Raw genomic sequence first — 23,523 nt, 5'->3', positions numbered from 1 at the left:
AACTTAATTTGTCCAATCTCCTCCTGAATCTGTCCATTTGCAATGATAATCTGTCCATTCTTCTTATTCATCTGTCCAATTAAAAATAGGACACCATACTTAACGTTTGGTGTCCTCAGTTTTACTATTCCAAAGCTCTTTTTGCGAGCGTATTAATGACGATGTCATCCATCGGTGGATTATGGAGCCCTGCACGTACATCACGATAATGACGCTGCAACGGACTCGATAGGCTTAAGCTTCTTGCCCCAACTATCCGCATAGCTAGATCAACCACTTTTGCCGCTGCGTTTGTTGCTACATGTTTGACAGCCATTAATGATGGACCCATTTCCATTCTCGACTGGGGTTCGTTCACCCATTTTGCTGCGACAGAATACAGCAACTCTCTTGCTTTGAACAGCTCTAACTCCATTTCCCCAATCTTGCGCTGTACTTCCGGGACGTCACCGATCGGTCCTGGCAAACTGTTAGGCTTGTATGTTTTTGCAAAGTGAACGGCTTCGTTACGTGCAGCGACCGCTACACCGATGTAACAGGCAGGAATATGAAGCAGCCATGCTTTTGGCAGTTCACTTTTTCCACGGTCTTCTTCTACTAGCGCGCTTTCGGCAACCTTAACATCCTTCAGCACCAAATCATCACTTCGCGTTCCCCTCATCGCAACGGTATCCCACGTTTCTTCTATTGAAACACCTTCTGCATTCATAGGGATTAAGTAGTTTCCTTTTTTGCCTGAATTCCCGACTTGAGCTGAAACAATGGCATAGTCGAGTGCAGGTGCCATGGAAGTAAATGTTTTTGTACCGTTAATGATCCATTGATCTCCTTCCTTCACCGCTTTCGTTTGAGGCATTCCACCACGAGTTGGACTACCTGTAGTCGGTTCTGTGGCAGCACGGTTCACTAAGGCGTGTTCGTTAACGACTTTTTCACAAAGCGACCTCAACATATCATCATCCCACGTTCGTTCTTCAGCAAGTTCCAAAAAACAGCCAAGATGCCAGCCAAGACATAAAGCTGTAGCAGCATCTCCTGCAGCAATTCTTTCTTGTAGGAGTACAAACTCATACAAACTTAAGCCCTCTCCCCCATACTCTTTTGGAATGGTCAATGAGAGGTATCCAGCGTTTTTTAGTTCATCAACATTTTCAAATGGAAAACGGCCTTCTTGGTCGTATGTGTCTGCTCGTTCAGCAAACTTATCAGCGAGTGCATCAATCCTCTCAAACCAATCCCGCTGTGTCTTCGTTTTTATATATGTGTCATATAAATAATTCATAATACGACAATCCCTTCCTAACAAATCAGAACACTATGAATTTAAAGTATAGTGTATGCCTTTCACATAAAAAACGGCAAGGTATTTGTCCTATCTTTCCCCTTTGACTTCTTCCTGACACATTCCTTTTTTATGATGATCATATGAGATGGCTTGTTTTATTTATCCTAATTGGTTTAAATTCTGCTCCAGAAAATTTTTTTCTTTTTACCATTATGTCTCTCCCTGACATGTTCCTGACATTTTCAATGGTTACATTAATTGTACAAGGTTCGAACCTTACAATCTTAATCAAAACGATTCAATTAGGAGGAAAACATTTTATGAAAAAACCAGTAATCGGCTTTACCCTTGCAGGTGCATTGTTAATAGGCGGCTATGCTACAACATCACTTGCAGCAGATAATAACAATTCGAGCTCAAAAGCAGCTGTTACAGAAAAATGGAATTTGAAAGTAAAAGGCTTCGGGCATTTTGGAGGATTCTTTAAAGGAAACTCTGAAGATCTTTTAGAAAAAGCAAAAGAGCTTGGTATTAGTACGAGTGGTAAAGATGCAGAAACTCTAATGAAGGAAATTCGCGAAGCACAATTAATAAAAGAAGCGAAGAAGTTAGTTGTTAAGACTTCTGGCAAGGATATCCAAACACTAGCTGAAGAGGTACAGTTAGCTAAACTGCAAGAAAAAGCCAAAGAACTTGGAATCTCAACCAAAAATAAAGATGTTACTGCCTTACAAGAAGAAATTCACCTTGTACAGCTTAAGAAAGAAGCAAAAAAACTAGGTGTCTCAATTGATGGAAAAGACGCACTAACAATAAGGAAAGATATTCATACGGCAGCACTTAATAAGAAAGCAAAAGAACTAGGCATACCAACAGAAGGCAAAAATCTGCAAACTCTTCAGCAAGAAGTGATGGCCGCATCCTTAAAAAAGGATGCAAAGACATTAGGGATTTCAGTAGACGGAAAAGATATTCGTGAACTCGCTCATGAAGTTACATCTGCCAAAGTGAAAGCAGAAGCGAAAAAGCTCAACATTACAATCGATGGAAAAGCGATTCCTGAAATTGCGTTCGAAGTTAGAGAGAAAAAGATTCAGAATCTAGCAAAAGAACTTGGCATTTCAACAAAAGGTCAATCAACACCAGAATTAATAGAAGAGATTGAGAAGAAAGATGCAGATAAACTTGAAGCTTTGAAAGAGGATAACTTTTTTCCACTAATGGGTAAAAGAGGTTTTGGCCCAGGAGGACATCACAGGGCTGGCAAACCTCATGATGACAGACCTCGCTTTGAAAATGAAGCACCATCAATCAATGAGATCCATCCACAATCTGACGAACAAATTGAGTTTGGAAACGACATCTAAATCCAACCGTCCCCAGTCTATAAAACTGGGGATTTTTAAAGTATAGTAATGATAACAGGAGGGTCAGCCATGAAAACCATTTTGTTAGTTGAAGACGAAGTAACCATATCAAGAGTATTAACGGTTTACTTAAAACACGAAGGCTACGATGTCATCCAAGCATTTGACGGTAAAACAGCACTTCAAGCATTTAAAGAGGTTTCTCCTAATCTAGTACTTCTTGATGTGATGCTTCCCAATCAAGATGGCTGGTCCATTCTTCATGACATCCGTCAAAACAGCTCATGTCCTGTTATCATGCTTACTGCGCTTGGAGATATTGATTACCGGCTAAAAGGATTGAATCAAGGTGCTGATGATTATATAACAAAGCCTTTTATTGGTGAAGAAGTCATAGCGAGAGTAAATGCAGTCCTTCGAAGATCTTCAAATGTTTTAGAATCTGAAAATATAAAACAATATGGCAATCTGAGCATGAACTTTGATTCTCACGTTGTAAAAATAAATGGTGAACCAATCGTTCTTACACCTAAAGATACCACCTTGTTACTCTTTCTCGCTGCCCGGCCAAACCGGACGTTTACAAGAGACAACTTGATCGAACAGATATGGGGATTAGATTATGAAGGCAGTGAGCGAGCGGTCGATCTCGCCATTAAACGGATTCGCCAAGCCCTTATAACCTGGCCAGACACACAAGGAGAAATCCGTACACTTCGTGGATTGGGGTATCAGTTCTGTGTTTACGAATAAAAAGACTCGAACAACATTATTAAAATATTGGACTACCCGATATGTGCTCACCCTTTTTGTCGGTCTTCTTATACTTGGAATATGCTCATTATGGTGGATTCGACATACTGCACTTGAAAACCGCTTAACCCTTATGGAATACATTGCAGCTGATACAGCAGACCGCATTGAATCTGGGGACAGAAAGAATGATTTAGGGCGTTTTAATCGCAAACTTGATGACCGCGCTCAAATTTTACAAATGAATAAACCACCAGAACTGTATATAACTGACTTAGATGGTACCATTCTGAATCCCAGATCGCTTCAAAGAGGACCTCAGCCCAACGAACAGCCTATTTTTAGCCTGTATTTTATGCCAGATGAAATTTTGGAAAGTAAGAAAACCGTCGAGAAGTTTAAAATAGAGAGAACTTCTGTCTACGCTGTTAAAAAACCAGTAATGTATGCTGAAGAACAAGCGGGTTGGGTTATTGTCATGCAAACATCTTCAAACCTGACTGATGTAAATCAAGAGTATCGGCTACCCATTTTTTTATTGTTAAGTCTTGGCCTTCTCGGGTGGCTAATCATCTATCTTTTGTTGAAACAAATTCTTAGACCTATTCAAGATGTTGCAAATGCTGCTTCACAGATTAAAGACGGAAACTATGAAATTGACTTAAATACTGTTGCAAAAGAAAAAGAGATCCATGAGTTATTAATTTCATTTGAACAGATGAGCACAAAGCTGAAACTTTTAGAAAAACTGCGGGCTGAACTCCTGGCAGGTGTTACACATGATTTGAAAACACCGGTTACTTCAATTAGCGGCCTTGTACAAGCCGTAAAAGATGGAATCGTTTCTGGAGAAGAACGTGATGAATTTTTGGACATTACCATGAAAGAAATTCATCGTCTACAAAGAATGATAGAAGATTTATTAGATTACAACGCTCTATCTGCTGGAGCATTCACCATTCGAAATGAAACATGCAATATGAATGAACTTGTTCAGGATGTGGTTTATCAGTGGGAAATTACCTTGAATGATAAAGTGAACTGCAAAGTGGCTGTTCCTGATGTTACGATTTATAGAGAAACAGATCCGCTTCGCTTACAGCAAATTCTGATTAATCTTTTGAATAATGCTTATCAGGCATTAAGTTTTGATGGAACAATCACAGTAACTTTAAGCAATAATGAAATTCAAGTAATCGATACCGGTCAAGGCATCCCCGAAAAGGAACAGCGTTATATTTTTGAACGTTTTTTCCGTGGCGAACAGAAAAAGTTAAAAGTTCGCGGGTTAGGACTTGGTCTGCCGTTTAGCAAAATGCTTTCAAAAGCAATAAGTGCAGAGCTTATATTAAAGAAAAGTTCAGCACAAGGAACCACTTTTTCGATACTTTGGAAAAAATAAGTAAAATCCATTTACAAGAACACTTGTTCGTGTTACTCTTAATGTAGGTTAGATAATCCAACAACTAACCTCCCCACCAGTGAGACCGGCCTACCCAGCCGGTCATCTTTTCATAAATAAAAAAAGCTCTGCAAATTCTTATTTGCAAAGCTTTCTTAAAACGATCTAAAATCCAATCTCTGTCTTTTTGTCCAAAGCCAAACACCTGTTGCAAGGTGAATCACAATCACTACAAAAACAGCACCGTATTTTTCTGTAATCCAGCTAACAAACCATACGAGCGGCAGTGTTAGAAATAAGTTAACGAGCATCAACACCCATGATGTTCGGGCAATTGCTACAAAAAACAAAACAATCGGCATGATTAGGAATATCCAGAATATAACACTTTGAAATACAGCCATGACTTCCCCTCCGCTTACCATTATATAAGGGGTTCGCCGCAATCTCCACCTTTAAACGAGTACTTTTTCTACTAATTTCTGTTTTCATCAAGTATGACTAAAAACAAAAGAACCCTATGACTGTTATTCATAGAGTTCTTTTAACCTTCTATTAACGTTTGATCGTTATTTTTCTAGCTTCTGATTTTAATGATAAACCCGTTTCATCCTTAGCTGTCACCATGATGAAATAATCTCCATTCGGATAATCGCTGTCTGGAACCCATGGCAGGTTATAGATCGAATGTTCATTTAGAATATCCGCTTCTTCAACCGTATTACCTTGTGCATCCATTATTTCGAAGTGCCAATCAAGTCGCTTGTATCCAAATGCTCTTATAAGTAAAGGCTTTGATTCACTTATGTTCGTTGCATTATTTAGACCCAGATAGTTAATAAAGGGTTCAGCGTTTAAGAAGTTTTGATTTCCTTCATAAGTAACTCCCACATTTCTGGCATGATCGAAAGCAGAAATCGTCACCAATTCTGGTTTTACTTTTGAAATAAACTCATTTACACCATTCTGTAATCTTTGATATGTGCCGTTGATCCAAAGCATGCTTCCCATGTGGTATGTGCTGTTCTCCTTCACATACCAGGTTACACGGTATCTTCCATCTGGCAGTTCAGCCACTTTAATGTTCTCTGCTTTTGGTGCTACCGAATCTACTTTTATAGGAATCTTTGTAACTTGTGGTTTAGCACCTTCGTAATTAAGCGTACTTTTATATACATAGTAATATTGACCATCTTTTACCGTGTTGCCTTCATCATCCGTAGAGTTCCAATTGAACCCTTCCATGTTATAGGAATAGTCTCTATAGCTCATAATGTTCTTTCTAAATGGATATGGGCTTCCATCTTCCGTAAACTCATTGAAATTACCAAGATTCGCCACCGTATTCCCTTTGTCATCTTGTATACTGAGTGACATCTCTTTTAAATTGCGAAGAGCGGTAAATGACGGATACGCACCAGCACTAACGGAAAGCGGAGATACGCCAATCTTTCCAGGATCAAATGTGCCATTAGAAGAATTATATCCTAGCGGAAACGAATCCATATCGTTAAATAAAACTGTATAGCCTAAGAAAGCATCTCCTGTTACAGGACTTTCATCCACGTTTGCAATCTGATCCCAGTCACCGTAATACCCCATAAGTGGTACAGAAAGCGTTGTTAGTTCTTTTGCTGAACTTCCTTTAGGTACAAAGCGAACAAAGCCTTCTATAAAACGGCCTTCACTTAATTCTTCAGGCAATGTAACAGAGATCGTTACTTCTTGATCGCGTTGCGGTTTATATGTGTATGATTCCGCAGGATCATAGGTCTTGCCATTAATCTTAATGATAGCTCCTTTTACTGGAACAGAATGCAGTGTTAAGTACTCTCTTTCCACTCCTGCATGCGTTTGTTTTGTTGTTTCATCCGTAATGAGGTTAACTTGGATCTCATATTGATGCTGAGGTTTTACTTGATTTTGCTTTAAAGGTTCAACATTTAATGTGAAATCAAAGTTTCGACCTACTTCTTTTAGGGCAACAGATGCTGCTTGTTCTAAAGGTACACCAGTTCGTTCAAGCAAGTATGGTGTTTTAATGGCACGTTCAATCTTCATCATTCCTGAACCTTGTCTTCTTGGAGAATAAAGTGTGTTATCGTGCTTCGGATTTGATAGCGTTTCAGACGTGTTCATTAACGCATTCTTTGCTTTTAACACCGTCTCCATTTCTTTTTGAAGGCCAAGCTCTTGATAATAATGTTGTAGAAGCAATGCCCCTCCACCGGCAACATGCGGACTTGCCATAGATGTACCGCTCATCGTTTCGTACTCATTGTTAATAACCGTAGAAAAGATCTTTCCACCTGGTGCAGTGATCTCCGGTTTAAAGCTAAGATCTGTTGGAGAACCGAATGATGAGAAGACTGACATCGGTTCTGTTGCTGTATTTTGAACCTTTAACACTTCATCTGTAAGCTGGACCGTTACTTTCTCTCCAGCCTTTAAACGTTCTACTAATTGATTTCCGTTCACTTGATCAGTTGTTACTGCCGGAATGAAATAAGGGCTGAAAAATAAACTTGAATAAGCAGGAACTTGTGGAGGGGGAACTACCATTGCTGCTACTGCACCCTTGCCACCTGCTCCGGTTTGAATATGCGTAAATGTGGAATAGTTTTGCAATGGCTGTGCGACTGCAATCTTTCCTTGTAGATCAAGGTTCTTGAAATCTGCCGAGCTTCCTTCTCCTACAAATACTAACTCATATTGCTTTGCCGGGTCTAACGTACCGATTAATTTCTTTATACCTGGCTGAATTTGATAGCCGAATAAGCTGCCATCCGACAAACGTAATCCATCAACTGTCATGGTGTCGTTTTCGGAGGAAGCTACTTGTAAAGCGTAAGGTGTTACACCTGGATCTCCTACCAAACCGATATCCGGATTCTTCGCCAACGGCAGCTGGGATTTAGCAAGCAGATTATTCTTCGTGCTGTAAGCTGCGTTCCCAGCGGCTGCTACAACCAACACACCTTTTTCAGTCGCATATTGAATGGCACGCTGAACTGGGTCATTTGGATCAACGTTCCCTGCTTCTGAACCTAAGCTTAGGTTAATGACGTCAGCTCCCATTTCTACAGCATGGTAGATACCTGCAGCAATATCATCATCGTACGCACCGCCGCCTTTATCAGAAAAGACCTTTTCCGCGATGAGCTGAACATCTGGCGCTACACCTACCGCTTTTTTCTGTGTTTCTTCATAAGCGCCCACAATACCTGCTACATGTGTCCCATGTGAATTTTTTGAAGGGATAACGTTTGAATCCTTGTCAGCCCAATCGTATCCTGTTGGTACTTTATCGGTGAACCACACTTCGTTAACTGGTGTTCGATCAAACGCATCTTGCAGGGTTTCTTGTGATAGTTTTGCAGCTTTTTTCCCTTTTTCTGAAAGCTGCATAGCATCATGGCGGTGATCGACACCTGAGTCTACAACCGCTACAACCATACCTTCTCCGCGAGTGTTATAGGTTGTCCACGATTTCATCGCTTCAACAAGCTCTTTGCTGTTCACAACCGTATGTTCATATTGCTTAGCTACACGAACATCTTTTACTCCATCAAGATTTGCCCACTTTTGTGCTTCACCAAGCGTCGTTTCTACGCTAAAGCCGTAAAAGCCTTTTGAATAGGTATGCCTGACTTTTGTCGCAGCACTTCTCTTTTCAGTAACAGCCTTTTTTACCTTTTCTACTTGAGCTGTAGGCAGTGCTTTTGCCTGCTTGTCTACTTCAACTTCTACAACGATTCTTACCACTTCATTTGGATTAAAAGAACTCTTTTGTAAGCCGTAAAGTGGATCATTGCTTGTATCTGAAGTAAATTGAAAATTTTTTAGCTTTTCAAGTGTTTCTGAAATGGGAAGCTGTTTTGAATCCTGCTTTGAAAACTGAAAGTCTGCACTGACAGACGAACCAAACGTACTTACTGCAATTATTCCTGCTAGAAATGACGGTAATACCTTTCTCTTCATATCCCTCATCCGATCACCCTCTAATTTCCTTTAAATTTCAACTATTCCTACTTTTTATCTTAGAGAGTCAAATTTAAGAAGTAAATTGGGGTAATTTTTAAGAGAAACCAAAGGAAAAGGCAGACTTTTTTACCATAACTTGATTTAAGGGTCGTTATTTGCATTACTTTTAACCTCTAAAAAAGGAATTAAAAAGATAATATGTCAATAACTTTAAATCCAATTAACCCAAATCATACTTTCCCTCTTGTTTTTATCAATTTTTAAAAGGTAGAGAATAGACATCCTACCACTTTGAATCATCTATATTAGTATAGAAAATCGTGCTACTATAGGTAAAATAACCTATAAACGGAGTGGTTGATACATGAAGGAAGGTTTAATCATCAAACTGTATCGTGAAAGGGCTGGTTTAACTCAAACGCAGCTTGGAGAAGGAATTTGTTCAGTCACTCATATCAGCAAAATTGAAAGAGGCATTACTCAATATTCCTCTGAAATAATATCATTAATCTGTAAAAGGTTGAACATTGACCTGAACAAAGAAATGAAACAATACAAACTCTTAGAAAAAAAGCTTCACGAATGGTTAGAAGTGATGGTGAAGCAGCAGCTAGAAGAACTTGAGATCCTAAAAGAAGAAATTGAAAACAATGCTTATATTTATCTCTCAGAGGTACAAAACTCGTATCAAATCTTGCTCGCAAGGTACTATTTTACAAAAGGCAACCTACAAAAGGGAAAAGAGATACTAGATGCCTGCCAGCAACAGCTAGGATTACTTGATCGTTATGAGAAACATTTACTCGAGCATACGTTGGGCATCTATTATTTGAGCCTTGGAAAGATAAAAGAAGCTATCCATCATCTTACAAATATTAATCCGATTGAATATAACAATCATGAATTTTACTATCACCTTGCCTCTGCATTTCATATGATTCAAGCCAAAGTAAAAGCGTATCATTTTGGGAACCTAGCACTTTCCTATTTCAGAAAGACAAATAATTTCAAACGCATGCTGGATACTGAGACACTTATGCTGATTCAGATGGGATACAATGACGTTTATCATTTTGAGGACACTGTCGAACGTTATCAAGCTTTGATCAAAAGCTGTAAAACGTATAAAGAGGATGTTAAGGTCGTTAATCTATGGCATAACTTAGGTGTGGATTTTGCTGCGAAAAATCTCTACATAGAAGCAAGAGAAGCATATGAAAAAGCATTAGAAGGGTGTTATAGTCTTTCCCTTCCCCACATAGAATTAGGCGCAAGACGAGGACTTGTGCATTGTTCCATTCTGATTGGTGACACAGAAAAAGCGATACTTAAAAAACATATACAGTTAGGTAATGCGCTAGCGAACCAAATGAAAAACGAGACTTACTTGCATGTTTTTCACTTACTCGAAATCATGCTGAATCATTCTCAATCAGATGCCTATTATCAGTATTTAGAACAGACTTTTCTTCCCCACTTGCATGAAACAGGACAGGAATCACTATTGTTGATTTATGAAAAAGAGATTTTTCACTATTATCGAACAACTTCTCAATATGAAAAAGCAGCTGAGCTTGCAAGTAAATATATGAGTGCATCTTTATAGGAAATATTTTTTAAGGTTGAACTTTATCCTTTATGACGATACTCTAGACAGAGAGCATAATAGAGAGGATACTGACATGATTCATTTATTTTCACACAATGATTTAGACGGAAAATCGTGCGGCTATTTGGCACAACTGGCATTTGGAGACAACTGCAAAATCTCATATTGTTCACACGGAACGATTAACGACCGAGTGGAAATGCTGCTTGATAATCCAAAGGAACGAAAAACAGAAATTATTATTACAGATATCGCGGTCAACGAAGACTTGATGATGCGTCTTGATGAACGTTCGAATGCTGGCGGAAAAGTAAAACTGATCGACCATCACGCAACCGCTCTTCATTTCAACGGATTTGACTGGGGACATGTTCAAGTTCGTTATGATGATGAACGTTTAACGTGTGCCACTTCCCTTTTCTACGAATATTTGATAGAGAATGGCAAACTCAAACCTACAGGAGCTCTTGATGAATATGTAGAGCTTGTTCGTTTGTACGATACGTGGGAATGGTTTGATCAAAAGGTTGAAGCTAAGCGATTGAACGATTTGTTCTTCATCCTTCCTCCTGATAAATTTGAAGAACAGATCATGGAACGTTTGAAAGGTGATTCTTTTCAGTTCTCTGAAACAGAAACGACGATTCTTGATTTAGAAGAAGAAAACATCGCTGATTATATTAAAAAGAAACAGCGTCAAATGGTTGAGATCTGGGATACGTGGTCTTTAGGTGAAGGCACAGAAGAAAAAACGTACAAGATTGGTGTTTTGCACGCAGAACGCTATCACTCAGAACTTGGAAACGAGATCAATCGTGAGAATCCTCACCTAGACTTGATTGTGATCTTGAACATCGCCAACAAGCGCATTGGATTACGCACCATTCATGATGAAGTGGATTGCTCGATCTACGCGAAACAGTACGGAGGTGGCGGACACCCGAAAGCTTCTGGCGGAAACATGACTTCTGAAGCGTTTGAAAAGTTTGTTGTTGCTGCATTCCATGAACAGCCTCGACGAATCGATGCACCGAAGAATGAGCACAACGTGAAGGAAAATCCGGATGGAAGCTTGTATGTGAACAACCATCGTGAAGTTTCTAAGATCTATTCGGAAGATAATCAAACATGGCTGATCACACATAAAACACATCCAGTAGATGAAACATTTAAGAGCTACCAAGATGCTGAAAACTACGTAAAACGCCACTTTGAAGGCTGGCTGATGCGTGATGATGAAGCAAATAACAACAATTAATCATGAAAAAAGGACTGCTTGAACGGGCAGTCCTTTTCCTTTATTCAACAACGCCGGTGTGTACCATTTCTATGTCTGCATTTACTTTTACTTCTACATTCGGATATTGCTCTTCCCATTTTCGTAAATCAAAATCTCGGTAATGCGCTTCATATTTAGAACCAAGACCAATTGGATCAACACCATTTTCCTGAAGAAACATAATGATTCTTGCAGCGTCTTGTTCGATCTTGTTCTTTATTTGCACCTGAAGTTGCTTTACTTTCTTTTTGTCTGTTGGCCCTCGATCAATACTTCTGTACTCTTGAAGCCTCGCATCCATTTTTATGGTGATAGTAAATTCAGGAATACCTTTGTTTACTTTAACCTCATAGTGTGGTGTTGACTTGATATTGCTGATTACAACAAATTCATCCTCACTTAACTTATATTGATGTGTTCCCAATTTAAAGCGTTCTATCAACATTTTTAGCGTGAATACATCTTTTACAGGCAACGTCGTTATTAATCGATCATCCTTAAGCAAGCCAATACCGTTTATTTTAATCTTGTCTTTCTCTTTTTTTAGCAAGGGCAAGTATGGATCATTTCCGTCATTATGATAGTTATAAGAGAAGATAGCCAGGTCAGTAGTAGGCAGTTCTCCTATTCTGGCGTTTTGCCTAATCATATCTGATAGATACAACGCAATGTTTTCTTTTCCATATTTTTTTATCGATAATAATTCCGAAGCTTCCCCTTCTATAACAGCAAGCTGTATCGTGTTGGCAATTTCAGGCGTGCGTCTTATCGTATCAATTATTGGATATAATCCTTTTTCTGCAAGTTTTTGACCAAACAATACAAGACGAAGCTGGCCGCTAACCAAGGGATATTGAACTTCATTTTGAGATCGATCGATGGTCTCCTGAACGGTATCACCTTCCGCTTTTAATATTTCTACTTTTGATGTCTCATCTACCCGATATTCTGGATATACAATGGTTCCCAATAATTTTTCATCTGAAGTTAAATCAAAGCCTACCCCTTGAATAATACTGATTTCGTTCGTATTTTGTGTAGGAACAATCTGACATCCTGATAACACAAAGAGTATGACGATAGAGATGGTTAACAAATAATACTTCATCTTGTTACCCTCTTTTTCTTTTTCACCATTATAAAAACAAGCCACACTAAAGGAATATAAAGATAAAACAACCCCAGTGAAATACTAGAGACCGTATTCAAGAACGAATGAAGAATGTACCGGTTATCGAGCAGTTGGCATAGAACGAGAGTTAAAACCATCAAAACAAGTAAAGGTGCTTTTTGTTTTTTATTAAAAATCTTCTTAAAACCTCTGCTCGATGCCCAAAGCATCAGCGATATGATTGTCACGATTTTGATTAGATACAATGAAATGAGAATATACTCAATCCTCTGGATAAAGGAAAAAGTTGTTAACGTATTGATATTAATTCTTGCCCAAATGTTACTCTGTATCTGTTTTTCACTTATAAATAAAAAAGTTGTAAACGCTCCTACTGTATAAAACAAAGTCGTATACGCTAGACCAAGATGTGCAAACTTTCGGGAAGTCTTTGCATTTTTTATAAAGGGAAAAACCATCAAGATGATTTCAAATCCTGCCATCGAATAACTTGTTTCTTTAGCAGAACGTAACAGGTCAGCAAAAGAATGATCCAAAATAGGTAGTAAATTATCAAGATGAATATAATTTCTAGGCAGATTAAAATGGTTAAAGAAAAGAAGGAACGTATATAAGACTGCAACAAAACAAATGCCTGCCACTACACGAAATCCCCCAGAAATAATGTAATAACATAATAAAAGAATCAGTACAGCCATTACCCATGTCGGTAATGTCGGAAACAACCATACTTGGATAATCTCAATATACTCCCTCAATACACTGACAGCCGCTAACCAAAAGTAGACCATAATGATTCCGCTCATGATCGATCCAAGGATTTTACCGTATAACTGGTTATGTACATCCACAATATCTCCGTTTGCAGAAGACAAAAGATGGATCATAACGAACATGACAAGTTGAATGATTACGCCTGCAATCAGTACACTGATCCATGCATCGTAGCCTGCATGTTTTGCAATAATTCGATGAAAACCCAGTATACCTACTCCTGTTTGTGCACCTATTATGATAAAGAACAAGAAATAAGGTGATACTTGGTGCCTGATATTAACTTGCAAGATGATTCAACCTCCTTTCTGCTATTCATCAAAATCTGAAGGCGGACCTGGACTTCTTCTATCAAACACCGCTTTTTGCTTTACTTGTGGACGTAGATTATCCGGATTTTCTTTTTGCATCCAAAACGGCAAGCGTACCCACAGATCCTTAAACATGTTCTTACGAAACGGGTAAAAACCAATATATGGCCTTCCGAGTGACGTTAAACGCAATAGATGGGCAAGAAGAAAATTCAATCCGATCACGATTCCGATCAAACCAAGAAGTTGGGCCATTACAATAATCGGATATTTAACAAGCCTCACTGAGTTATTGAACTTATAAATCGCTGAAGTATAGGAAGCTAATGTACTTAAGCCCACTAAAATGATTAAGATACTGCTTGTTAGTTTGGCTTCTACGATTGCCTGTCCAATGACAATCCCGCCTACTATCCCTAGCGTGGTGCCGATTTTTGTCGGCAAACGAAGGCTCGATTCTTTTATAAATTCAACACTGATTTCTAAAATGAGAACTTCTATAATAGGCGGAAATGGCACTGCTGCTCTCGAGGCGACTAATGAATCGAGTAACTTTGCCGGAATCAATTCATAGTGATACGTTAAAACAGCGATATAAAGGGGTGAAATGATAAGCGATACACATAGGCCAAATAATCGAATGAGCCGCAAATAGTTTGCAATTAACCAAGGTACATAATAATCTTCCATCGCTACAACGGATTCTGCTAATGTAATCGGTGCGATTAACACGTCAGGCGATCCATCAACAACAATGACGATCTTGCCTTCAGTAAGTGCGGCAATGGTGCGATCTGTTCGTTCAGTTGGAATAATCTGCGGGAAAAGAGAATTTGTATTATCTTCAATCATCGATGCTAAGTAAGAACTATCTGAGATATGATCGTATTGAACATCGTTTATTCGCTGCAAGACTGTTTCAACGTTATCTTTGTCCGCAATCGAATCCATATAGATGACAGCGACTTTTGTTGAAGATAATTTACCTATCTGCATTTCTTTGACATGCAGATCAGAGGATGGTAAATGTTTTCTTATCAAGTTGATGTTTGTGTCCATCTCTTCCACATAGCCGGCTTGAGGACCAAGTGCTGTACTTTCCATCATAGGAAAAGAAATATCTCTGAACTTATTATTTGCTACATTCACCAATAAACATTTTGTATCTTGTTCTGTTAGGCGAATAGCAGCAAACCCTTGCAATAATTTCTCTTTTATTAATTTTTTGTCAGATGTTACGATGGTTTGCTGAATGGGGATGTTATTTTTCACCCTATCTAAGGAATGACTTTCAGAAAGGTATGGAACGACATCTCTATGAAGAGTTTCTGACATAACAAGCGTTCTAAAGTAAGAGATCCAAAATGGCTCTGTTTTTTCGGAGGATGTATGATCATTAACAAAATCGTTCGATCGTGAAAGTTCCTCTACCCAATTGGTTTTCTCAGGGCTTGTATTCGGTTGTTCTTCGATGTTCTTTGTGTCCTCAACTTTTTTCTCTCGCCATTTTTTGAACATACTTATCCCTCTAGGTGATTTTTCCTTATTGTTGATTTGAAACACTTAATGTATTCATGAGAATAAAGAAAAAAGCGCTTAGGTGAGTTTCTCTAAGCGCTTTTCATTATTCTGAATTTGACTGATTTTGCAGCACATCGAGCATCGATGTGAGTGTATGACTCAAGTGGATCAATTCTTCTTTTGTCATCGCCATGTTCTGTGTTAGCTGATTTGGAATACACGCTGCTTTTTCTTTAAGTGCTTCCCCTTTTTCCGTTAGTGTGATAATCACACTTCTTTCATCTTCTACTGACCGCTTCCTTTCTACCAACCCGTTTGATTCCATCCGTTTTAGCATAGGCGTAAGTGTACCTGAATCCAAAAACAATCGCTTTCCCAATTCTTTTACGGAGAGTGAATCTTTTTCCCATAATAAAAGCAATACTAAATATTGTGGATACGTCACATTTAATTCTTGCAAAAGGTCGCGATACAGCCTGGTAATTTCACGTTCTGCTGAATAAATTTTAAAGCATATTTGATTCTCGAGTTTTAGTAGATCGTTACTCATAACAATTCCTTTCTCGTACAACTTTTAACTACATTATAACACAATATAGTTTTACACAATTAAATCGTTTGACAGTAATTGTAGAGTGCGTTATTATAAAGAAGAATTATTTATATTGTACACAATTTAATTTTACACAAACAAGGAGAGTGTTACGAATGGAAGCATTATATACGGCAAAAGCAACAGCTGAAGGCGGAAGAGCGGGTAAAGTCAGAAGTGACGATGGGGTGCTAAACCATGAGCTCGCCATGCCAAAATCCCTTGGAGGATCTGGAAATGAGAACGCGACAAACCCAGAACAACTATTTGCAGCAGGATATGCAGCTTGTTTTGATTCAGCATTAAACTTGGTCGCACGACAAGCTAAAAAGCGCATCCAATCAAAAGTAACGGCTGAAGTCTCAATCGGAAAAGACACAGATGGCGGATTTAAGTTAGCTGTTTTGCTGAACGTTGCGGTTAACGGAGTAAGCCAAGAAGAAGCAGAAGAACTCGTGAAGACAGCACATGGTGTTTGTCCGTATTCAAAAGCAACAAGCGGAAATATCGATGTGGCATTAAAAACAGAATTATTTTAACTTCTCTAAGGACCAGTAAAATGGTCCTTTTTTTGTTTGTTGTTTTTATAGTAGCTGTGCTTTTAGGTGATGTCTTTTTGACACGTACACTGTTGAAGCTCATATATAAGAATTCCGTGATAAGCAACATTTTTCCCGTGATGATGGACCGTTTTTCCGTGATTCGTCCCTATTTTCCCTTGATTGGTGTGGTTTTTTCCGTGATGTCTCAAGCATGTGTCTTACACAAGTGGAATAAGGAGTTTTCCGCTTTCATTCACCGCACAATGATGTAATCAGTCCAGACCTTTATTTTAAAAATAATCCCTTAGCCAGTATCCAACTTCCCATTCTCATTGTATAATTATTCAAAAATAAATAATTATTCAGAATCGAATAATTTGTAAAGAGATAACTGGAAAAGGACTGATCATGATGAACCCTACTGACTATTGGAACGAAAATGAACAGATTCTTCATTCTTTAAAAGATGATATTTTAGTAACAAACGTTGACGGAATTATCCTTAAAGTTAGTGAAGTCACCGGTAAAATTTACGGTGTCGATTCTGAGAGTTTAATCGGAAAATCCGTTTATGATCTTGAAGCACAAGGTTTATTTACTCCCATACTTACTCCGATGGTCGTAAAAGAAAATAAGAAAATCACCTTTGTCCAAACGACGAATAAAGGAAAAAAACTGCTCGTTACTGGAATTCCCGTTTATAACGAAAAAGGCGAATTATACAGAGTTGTCAGCTACTCCCACGATATAACTGAACTCGCCGAATACAAAGACTTTCTAATTACGATGGAAGAAGAAATGCAACGAGTTAAAACTGAGCTCGATCTTCTAAGAAGTAAGCAGCTGCATGATGCTGGGATCATTGCGAACAGCGAAGATATGAAAAAGGTGGTCTCAACAGCACTTCAATTATCGGAAGTGGATGTCAATGCGTTGATCCTCGGTGAATCTGGCGTCGGAAAATCATTGTTAGCTAAATTTATACATAATAAAAGTCACCGTGCGAAAGGTCCGTTTATTGAAGTGAACTGTGGAGCGATCCCGGATTCTCTATTCGAAGCTGAATTATTCGGCTATGAATCAGGTGCGTTTACGGGAGCTCGTACAAAAGGCAAAGTAGGACTAATTGAACTTTCAAACGGAGGCACACTTTTTTTAGACGAGATTGGAGAACTTCCCCTTTCCCATCAAGTAAAAGTCTTAAAAGTCATACAAGAAAAGCAGTTCTATCGAGTCGGTGGAACAAAGCCGATAAACGTTGATTTTCGTTTAATCTCGGCTACCAATAAAGACCTCAAAAAAGCGATACAGGATAAGCAGTTTCGAGAAGACCTTTATTTCCGGTTAAATGTAGTCCCCGTTACCATTCCCCCGCTTCGAGCAAGAACGGAGGATATTGTACCACTAATACATATGCTGCTCGAGCAGTTCGAGAAGAAATATAACCGAAGCAAGAAGTTAGATGAAGCAGTCATCCATCATCTCTTGCATTATGATTGGAGAGGCAACGTACGAGAATTAATCAATATCATGGAACGATTAGTCGTTATCTCCCCTTCTACATTAATTACGATCGAACAGCTTCCAGATCATCTAAAAGAAGAGTTTACTCCTCCCGCTCCTTCTTTAGATGAAGCACAAACGCTGAAAGAAATAATGGAGAAAACGGAGCGGCAAGTGTTACTAAATGCTCGAAAAAAATACAAAACGACTGTACGCATGGCAGAAGCACTTGGCACGAGTCAGCCTTCAATTGTGAGAAAAATGAAAAAATATCAGATTATTTAGTTTTTTGGCACAGTACTTGCATGGATATTCTCTGTAGAAAGTTTTTATACAACATGAGAATGGAATATCTAGGAGGTCATACACGTGTCAACAAACAACTGGATCAACCTTGTAAATGAAATGCCTGACTTATTAGCACCAAGTATGGCAAAGGATCACCCAAACCTGCCCGTCGTAAAAGCAAAAGGCTGCTATTATTATGGACTGGATGGAAAGAAATATCTTGATTTCACGTCTGGAATCGCAACGGCCAATACCGGCCATCGTCACCCAAAGGTAGTTCAAGCGATAAAGGATGCTGCTGACCACCTTATGCATGGCCCTTCAGGAGTCATCATGTATGAATCGATCCTGAAACTATCAAAAGAACTCTCTCACGTCCTGCCTGGTAATCTGGATTGCTTCTTCTTTGCCAACAGTGGCACGGAAGCGATTGAAGGAGCTCTTAAACTAGCAAAACACGTGACGAAAAGACCTTATGTCATCTCTTTTACAGGCTGCTTTCACGGACGTTCTCTTGGGGCATTGAGCGTCACGACATCTAAGAGCAAATACCGCAAATTTCTACAGCCAAACGGACTTGCATATCAAGTTCCATATGCAGATGTGAAAAGCGCTCCGGATGGAATTGATCCTGAAACGTATGTAATTGAGAAGCTTGAGCGCGATTTCGAATCACTTTTTAATCATCAAGTAACACCTGAAGAAGTCGCTTGCATGATTGTGGAGCCTGTTCTTGGTGAAGGCGGATATATTGTTCCGCCAAGTGGATGGCTGAAGAAAATCAGAGAAATATGCGACGAACATGGCATTCTTCTTATTTTTGATGAGGTGCAAACAGGTTTTGGCCGTACGGGAGAATGGTTTGCCGCTCAAACTTTTGGTGTTACCCCTGACATTATGGCAATTGCTAAAGGAATTGCATCTGGTCTGCCTTTAAGCGCGACAGTTGCTTCTAAGGAATTGATGAAACAATGGCCGCTCGGCAGTCATGGTACAACGTTCGGCGGAAACCCTATCGCCTGTGAAGCGGCACTTGCAACATTAGAGGTTTTAAAAGAAGAGCAACTTGTCGAGAACGCCAAGAACATGGGTACTTATGCGTACGAAAAGCTAATGAAGTTAAAGGACGAGCATCCTGTGATCGGAAGCATCCGTGCAGTCGGTCTCATGATTGGAATCGAAATTGTAGATCCGTTTACCGGCAAACCTGATGGCCCTGCTCTCATGACGATTTTGGACAAGTGTTTAGAAAAAGGTGTTCTCTTCTATCTTTGTGGAAATCACGGAGAAGTTATCCGTATGATTCCTCCACTTACGGTCAATACAGATCAAATTGATCAAGGTCTTGCTATCCTTGAAGAATCTCTTTATGAATATCAAGCTGAACTTCAGTCGCCAAAGAGCGAACAGTTCCAAAATGCGTAAATCTACAGCGCTATTTTCTTAAATAAAAAGGAGGTTTTATAACATGCAAGCACTTGATACAGTTATTATTCTATTATATTTCTCGGTATTGATTGGTGCGGGTATTATCGGTTCTACGAAGGCGAAAACATCTGAGGATTACACTCTTGCTGGACGAAATCTTGGCATGTTCATGTATCTTGGCTGTTTATCTGCTGTTATCCTGGGCGGTGCCGCTACGATTGGAACTTCAAAGCTTGGGTATCAGTTCGGAATATCCGGAATTTGGTTCGTATCCATGATAGGTCTAGGCATTATACTTCTTGGAACGATTTTTATTAAAAGAATTGATTCACTAAAAGTTACGACAATCAGTGAGTTATTAGGAAAACGTTACAAATCGGAGACACGTCTTTTAAGTGCAATCGTTGCAGCCATCTACACCCTTATGATTGCGGTTACTCAAGTAATCGGTATGGGAACCATTATTAACGTTCTTTTAGGCTGGAGCATCACCACTTCAATGCTTGTTGGAGGCGGTATCGTACTCTTTTACACGATCCTTGGCGGTATGTGGAGTGTTACCGTAACAGATATTATTCAATTTGTTGTAATGACGGTCGGGATTTTCTTCATTATGGTCCCTATGAGTCTTTCAAAAGTAGATGGTTTAGGAAATTTATTATCTAAACTGCCACAGTCTCACCTAGATTTCACTGGAATCGGTTATCAGCAGATCTTTCAATACTTTTTGTTATTTGCGCTTGGAATGGTCGTTTCTCAAGACATTTGGCAGCGCGTGTTTACTGCAAAGTCTAGTAAAATTGCAAGAAATGGTTCAATCTTCGCTGGAGTGTATAGCTTCGCGTATGCCATTGCGGGAAGCATCATCGGGATGTGTGCGTTCCTAGTACTTCCTTCTTTAGATAATCCGCAAAACACGTTTGCAGAGATGGCTCTTACTATTCTGCCAACAGGAATCTTGGGGCTAGTTTTGGCAAGTGTATGTTCTGCTTTGATGTCGACAGCTTCTGGATCGTTGCTTGCATCATCTACACTGATTACTAACGACATTTTAAAACAATACTTTTTAAAGAACCCTTCAGATAAACAATTGATAAGAGCATCTAGAATCACGACATTCTTAATCGGTTTAATTGCGATTACGTTTTCCATATGGATACAAGATGTTCTCGTAGCACTTGATGTGGCTTACGCGATTCTTTCTGGTGCCATCTTTATTCCGCTTGTGATGACGTTCTTTTGGAAACGTGCAACACCTAGTTCTGGATTTTATGCCATCTTAATCTCAACCATCGTTGTTTTGGCTGGTCTATTTTTTGAAGGTTTAACAGCTACGAATCCAATTCTTTATGGCATGTCTGCAGGGCTGATCAGTATAGTCGGAATTTCTCTATTCACTGCGTCTCCATCCGAGTTTGATACACCGTTTGATGAGGATGAAGAAGACGTCGAGGAAGAGAGAAAACAAGCCTAAAAATAAAAAAAGTCTTCCTTTTGGAAGGCTTTTTTATTTCACTTCAAGAGCAAATGCATACAGTGCATCTCCATCTGAAACATCCTTTTCGGTTTCAGACATCCACCAAACACTATAACCATAAATGTATGTTCCTTTTTCTAAAGGAGCTTTAAAATGGTTCTTATTTATTTTCAGTGTGGTTTCCTGATTATTATTGAACTGAGAAACATGAATCTCATTTGGTTTACGATCCAAACTTATTTCCACAAAGATCTCTTCTCCAGGCATAACTTCTATAGGTTTTTCCCCTTGGACAAGATCAATAGGGCCCGCCGTATCCGCACAGATAGCAGAAGAAATCGTTTCCCAGCAATAAGATCCCAGTTTTGTTTCGTACTTTTCATCCCCTATTGAAACATATGCAACTGGTGGTTTTTTCCCTGTCATACCTGTAGAGTTCCCCTCAGCACAACCCGCCAAGAGGATGACCATCAACCACAACAATACTTCTGTACATCTTTTCATGTTCTTTGCCTCCCTTTTAAATACTAGACGCTTAGTGAGGAAGCAAAGTTACCAAATAATTCTATTGTTTACCACCGAGACCTAAAGATAAAAGCAATTGTCCCAGTATGGAGATAACAGCCATCAATAAAATAAAAAATAATCCGAAATATTTAGCTTTTCCACTTTCTTTTTTTACAATGGCTACGACACTGAAAATCACGCCAATAAAATAGAGCATGATTCCACCGAATAGGAAAATCGCCACCTGCTGTGCGACTTGATCACGTACGATAAAAGGCCAAGCTGTGACAATAATACCTGCGATACACATCCATAATGACAAACGACCAAAACGTAAATTCAATTTCCTGGCACACTCCTGTTCAATTTCTTCAAAAGAAGTTCATTAACATTGTTGCCATTTTCATATAAAAAATCAACTGTGATGTTGTCTATTCGATTTAAATAAAATAATCTTTGTAATAAATGATAATGGAGATCAGTGAAATGAGTGTATACACAATTGCCGTATAATAGGCGAAAGTCGGTTTGAATGTTTCTTTTTCTTCTTCCACCTTTATACCTGTCATCGACTGTACTTGTACACGCACTGCGTTGGAGGACAACCCGCCTGATGAGGTAAAAAATCGAATCCCTAGAGCAACACACAAACCTACAAATAATGAAAGATCAATAAAAGACCAGTTCATCATACTAGCTGCAACATAGTTGATAACAAGCATTAAGGCAAGCGTTACAATAGACACAATGGCATTTTTCATTTCATCTCCCCCTCTTTTATGTACATGCGCTACAAAAGGAAGAAAGTTCCAATGAAATAAAAATACTATCTTTAGACACTACTTTATTGCGATACAAGTTTCGTATACTAAAATTATCAATAAATGAGGAGATGGGTTTAGATGAACACAAAGGAATATTTAGAAAAACGGTTAGCTTCTTATGAAATAGAGGACGAATTTAATGCAGACGATTTATTACCTCTTGTCCAAAAAGCAATTGGAATGATAAAAACTAAAAAAGAGTGTGAGGTCGGCTTCTCAAAATTTGGAGGAGAGCCTGACTTACCTCTAGGAACATCTTTTCCCGTTCACAACGGTGCTCCTTTAACTTTTTTATGCCAGATTAATCTTGGTGAACTTAACTCTTTTGAGGCAGCGGATTCACTTCCGAACGACGGAGTTTTGTCATTTTTCTTTGAGGCGATAGATCTTCCTTTTGTTGAAAGTAAAAGTGAATACAGCAGCTGGAAAGTGTTTTACTTTAAAGATAACGAGCAGCTTGTACGCACCCAGTATCCTCCATATGAACGTGAGGATGACATCGAATATGGACCTTTACCGGAATTTAACATTCAGTTCAAAGAAATCTTAACACTGCCTGAAGAACCTGATGATTTGGAGTTAGACGAAGCTGCTGCAGAAATGTATTGGGATTTTTCTTACAGTCTTCCTATGTCCCTTCATCATACAGTTGAAGAACTAGAGGAAAGAGATGATGATAGCGATGACGGACTTCCTTATCATTATTTATTAGGCTACCCCATCGCTGTTCAAGAAAGCCCTATTGAAGAAGTGACCTATACGCATTCTAATGTTACAAGGACACCTGTAAATGAACTAGACTATACCTTGCTATTACAATTAGACTACGACGAAGAGTTAGATTACATCTGGGGTGATGTAGGCAAAGTTTACTTTATTATCAAGAAAGAAGACTTGAAGATTGGTAACTTTAATGAAGTACTCGTAACTTGGCAGTGCCACTAA

At 38.9% G+C, this 23,523-nt stretch carries 20 protein-coding genes; 10 read left to right on the top strand and 10 right to left on the bottom strand.

Annotated elements, in window-relative coordinates; translation table 11 throughout:
- Positions 1-124: 124 nt before the first annotated feature.
- Positions 125-1,282 carry an acyl-CoA dehydrogenase family protein gene (locus tag AWM68_RS03245; RefSeq protein ID WP_066236781.1) on the bottom strand — a complete coding sequence of 386 codons (1,158 nt, stop codon included), beginning with the start codon at positions 1,280-1,282 and terminating at the stop codon, positions 125-127.
- A 323-nt stretch (positions 1,283-1,605) separates the two neighbouring features.
- Here AWM68_RS03245 and AWM68_RS03240 point away from each other — a divergent pair, with 323 nt between their 5' ends.
- The 3 genes from AWM68_RS03240 (at position 1,606) to AWM68_RS03230 (ending at position 4,807) form a co-directional block, all read left to right on the top strand.
- Positions 1,606-2,652, top strand: coding sequence for a hypothetical protein (locus tag AWM68_RS03240; RefSeq protein ID WP_156488284.1), 1,047 nt, complete (start codon positions 1,606-1,608; stop codon positions 2,650-2,652).
- A 69-nt stretch (positions 2,653-2,721) separates the two neighbouring features.
- Positions 2,722-3,405, top strand: a complete 684-nt coding sequence (locus AWM68_RS03235; protein WP_066236777.1) for a response regulator transcription factor — start codon at positions 2,722-2,724, stop codon at positions 3,403-3,405.
- Entirely contained in the window at positions 3,371-4,807 is a 1,437-nt protein-coding gene (locus tag AWM68_RS03230) for a sensor histidine kinase (RefSeq protein WP_231868357.1), read from the top strand. The genes AWM68_RS03235 and AWM68_RS03230 overlap by 35 nt, the downstream gene beginning before the upstream one ends.
- A gap of 155 nt (positions 4,808-4,962) precedes the next feature.
- Here the strand turns inward: AWM68_RS03230 and AWM68_RS03225 are convergent, their stop codons facing one another.
- Positions 4,963-5,211, bottom strand: a complete 249-nt coding sequence (locus AWM68_RS03225) for a hypothetical protein (protein WP_066236775.1) — start codon at positions 5,209-5,211, stop codon at positions 4,963-4,965.
- 151 nt (positions 5,212-5,362) lie between these two features.
- Entirely contained in the window at positions 5,363-8,788 is a 3,426-nt protein-coding gene (locus AWM68_RS03220) for a S8 family serine peptidase (RefSeq protein WP_197468119.1), read from the bottom strand.
- A gap of 367 nt (positions 8,789-9,155) precedes the next feature.
- Here AWM68_RS03220 and AWM68_RS03215 point away from each other — a divergent pair, with 367 nt between their 5' ends.
- Positions 9,156-10,397: a helix-turn-helix domain-containing protein gene (locus AWM68_RS03215; protein WP_066236770.1), complete on the top strand. Its 1,242-nt coding sequence runs from the start codon at positions 9,156-9,158 to the stop codon at positions 10,395-10,397.
- A gap of 76 nt (positions 10,398-10,473) precedes the next feature.
- Positions 10,474-11,658, top strand: coding sequence for a DHH family phosphoesterase (locus tag AWM68_RS03210; protein ID WP_066236769.1), 1,185 nt, complete (start codon positions 10,474-10,476; stop codon positions 11,656-11,658).
- A gap of 40 nt (positions 11,659-11,698) precedes the next feature.
- Here AWM68_RS03210 and AWM68_RS03205 read toward each other — a convergent pair whose 3' ends face one another.
- The 4 genes from AWM68_RS03205 to AWM68_RS03190 form a co-directional block, all read right to left on the bottom strand.
- The gene (locus AWM68_RS03205; protein WP_066236768.1) at positions 11,699-12,787 is read right to left on the bottom strand and encodes a Ger(x)C family spore germination protein; all 1,089 of its coding nucleotides are present in this window, start codon (positions 12,785-12,787) and stop codon (positions 11,699-11,701) included.
- Complete coding sequence (locus AWM68_RS03200) at positions 12,784-13,875, bottom strand: GerAB/ArcD/ProY family transporter (protein WP_197468118.1); 1,092 nt, start codon at positions 13,873-13,875, stop codon at positions 12,784-12,786. The genes AWM68_RS03205 and AWM68_RS03200 overlap by 4 nt, the downstream gene beginning before the upstream one ends.
- Positions 13,876-13,896: 21 nt before the next feature.
- A complete protein-coding gene (locus tag AWM68_RS03195; protein WP_066236763.1) occupies positions 13,897-15,414 on the bottom strand; it encodes a spore germination protein in 1,518 nt (505 codons plus the stop codon).
- Positions 15,415-15,520: 106 nt separating this feature from the next.
- Entirely contained in the window at positions 15,521-15,967 is a 447-nt protein-coding gene (locus AWM68_RS03190; protein ID WP_066236762.1) for a MarR family winged helix-turn-helix transcriptional regulator, read from the bottom strand.
- Between the two features lie 158 nt (positions 15,968-16,125).
- Between AWM68_RS03190 and AWM68_RS03185 the strand changes: the two genes are divergently transcribed.
- The 4 genes from AWM68_RS03185 (at position 16,126) to AWM68_RS03170 (ending at position 21,244) form a co-directional block, all read left to right on the top strand.
- Complete coding sequence (locus AWM68_RS03185) at positions 16,126-16,548, top strand: organic hydroperoxide resistance protein (RefSeq protein WP_066236760.1); 423 nt, start codon at positions 16,126-16,128, stop codon at positions 16,546-16,548.
- Between the two features lie 414 nt (positions 16,549-16,962).
- Positions 16,963-18,339 carry a sigma-54 interaction domain-containing protein gene (locus tag AWM68_RS03180; RefSeq protein WP_066237468.1) on the top strand — a complete coding sequence of 459 codons (1,377 nt, stop codon included), beginning with the start codon at positions 16,963-16,965 and terminating at the stop codon, positions 18,337-18,339.
- Between the two features lie 84 nt (positions 18,340-18,423).
- A complete protein-coding gene (locus tag AWM68_RS03175; RefSeq protein WP_082820538.1) occupies positions 18,424-19,767 on the top strand; it encodes an aspartate aminotransferase family protein in 1,344 nt (447 codons plus the stop codon).
- A 43-nt stretch (positions 19,768-19,810) separates the two neighbouring features.
- Positions 19,811-21,244: a sodium:solute symporter gene (locus AWM68_RS03170; RefSeq protein WP_066236758.1), complete on the top strand. Its 1,434-nt coding sequence runs from the start codon at positions 19,811-19,813 to the stop codon at positions 21,242-21,244.
- A gap of 33 nt (positions 21,245-21,277) precedes the next feature.
- On the opposite strand, the gene AWM68_RS03165 is transcribed toward AWM68_RS03170, so the two are convergent.
- The 3 genes from AWM68_RS03165 to AWM68_RS03155 form a co-directional block, all read right to left on the bottom strand.
- Positions 21,278-21,751 carry a hypothetical protein gene (locus tag AWM68_RS03165; RefSeq protein WP_066236756.1) on the bottom strand — a complete coding sequence of 158 codons (474 nt, stop codon included), beginning with the start codon at positions 21,749-21,751 and terminating at the stop codon, positions 21,278-21,280.
- A 61-nt stretch (positions 21,752-21,812) separates the two neighbouring features.
- Positions 21,813-22,097, bottom strand: coding sequence for a hypothetical protein (locus tag AWM68_RS03160; protein ID WP_066236754.1), 285 nt, complete (start codon positions 22,095-22,097; stop codon positions 21,813-21,815).
- A 97-nt stretch (positions 22,098-22,194) separates the two neighbouring features.
- Entirely contained in the window at positions 22,195-22,515 is a 321-nt protein-coding gene (locus AWM68_RS03155) for a hypothetical protein (RefSeq protein ID WP_066236752.1), read from the bottom strand.
- A 141-nt stretch (positions 22,516-22,656) separates the two neighbouring features.
- Here AWM68_RS03155 and AWM68_RS03150 point away from each other — a divergent pair, with 141 nt between their 5' ends.
- A complete protein-coding gene (locus tag AWM68_RS03150) occupies positions 22,657-23,523 on the top strand; it encodes a YwqG family protein (RefSeq protein ID WP_066236751.1) in 867 nt (288 codons plus the stop codon).

The sequence above is a fragment of the Fictibacillus phosphorivorans genome (assembly GCF_001619875.1).
GTDB classification, from domain to species: Bacteria; Bacillota; Bacilli; order Bacillales; family Fictibacillaceae; genus Fictibacillus; species Fictibacillus phosphorivorans_B.
The sequence above is the reverse complement of the archived record's forward strand: the minus strand, read 5'-3'. Positions and strand labels throughout refer to the sequence as shown.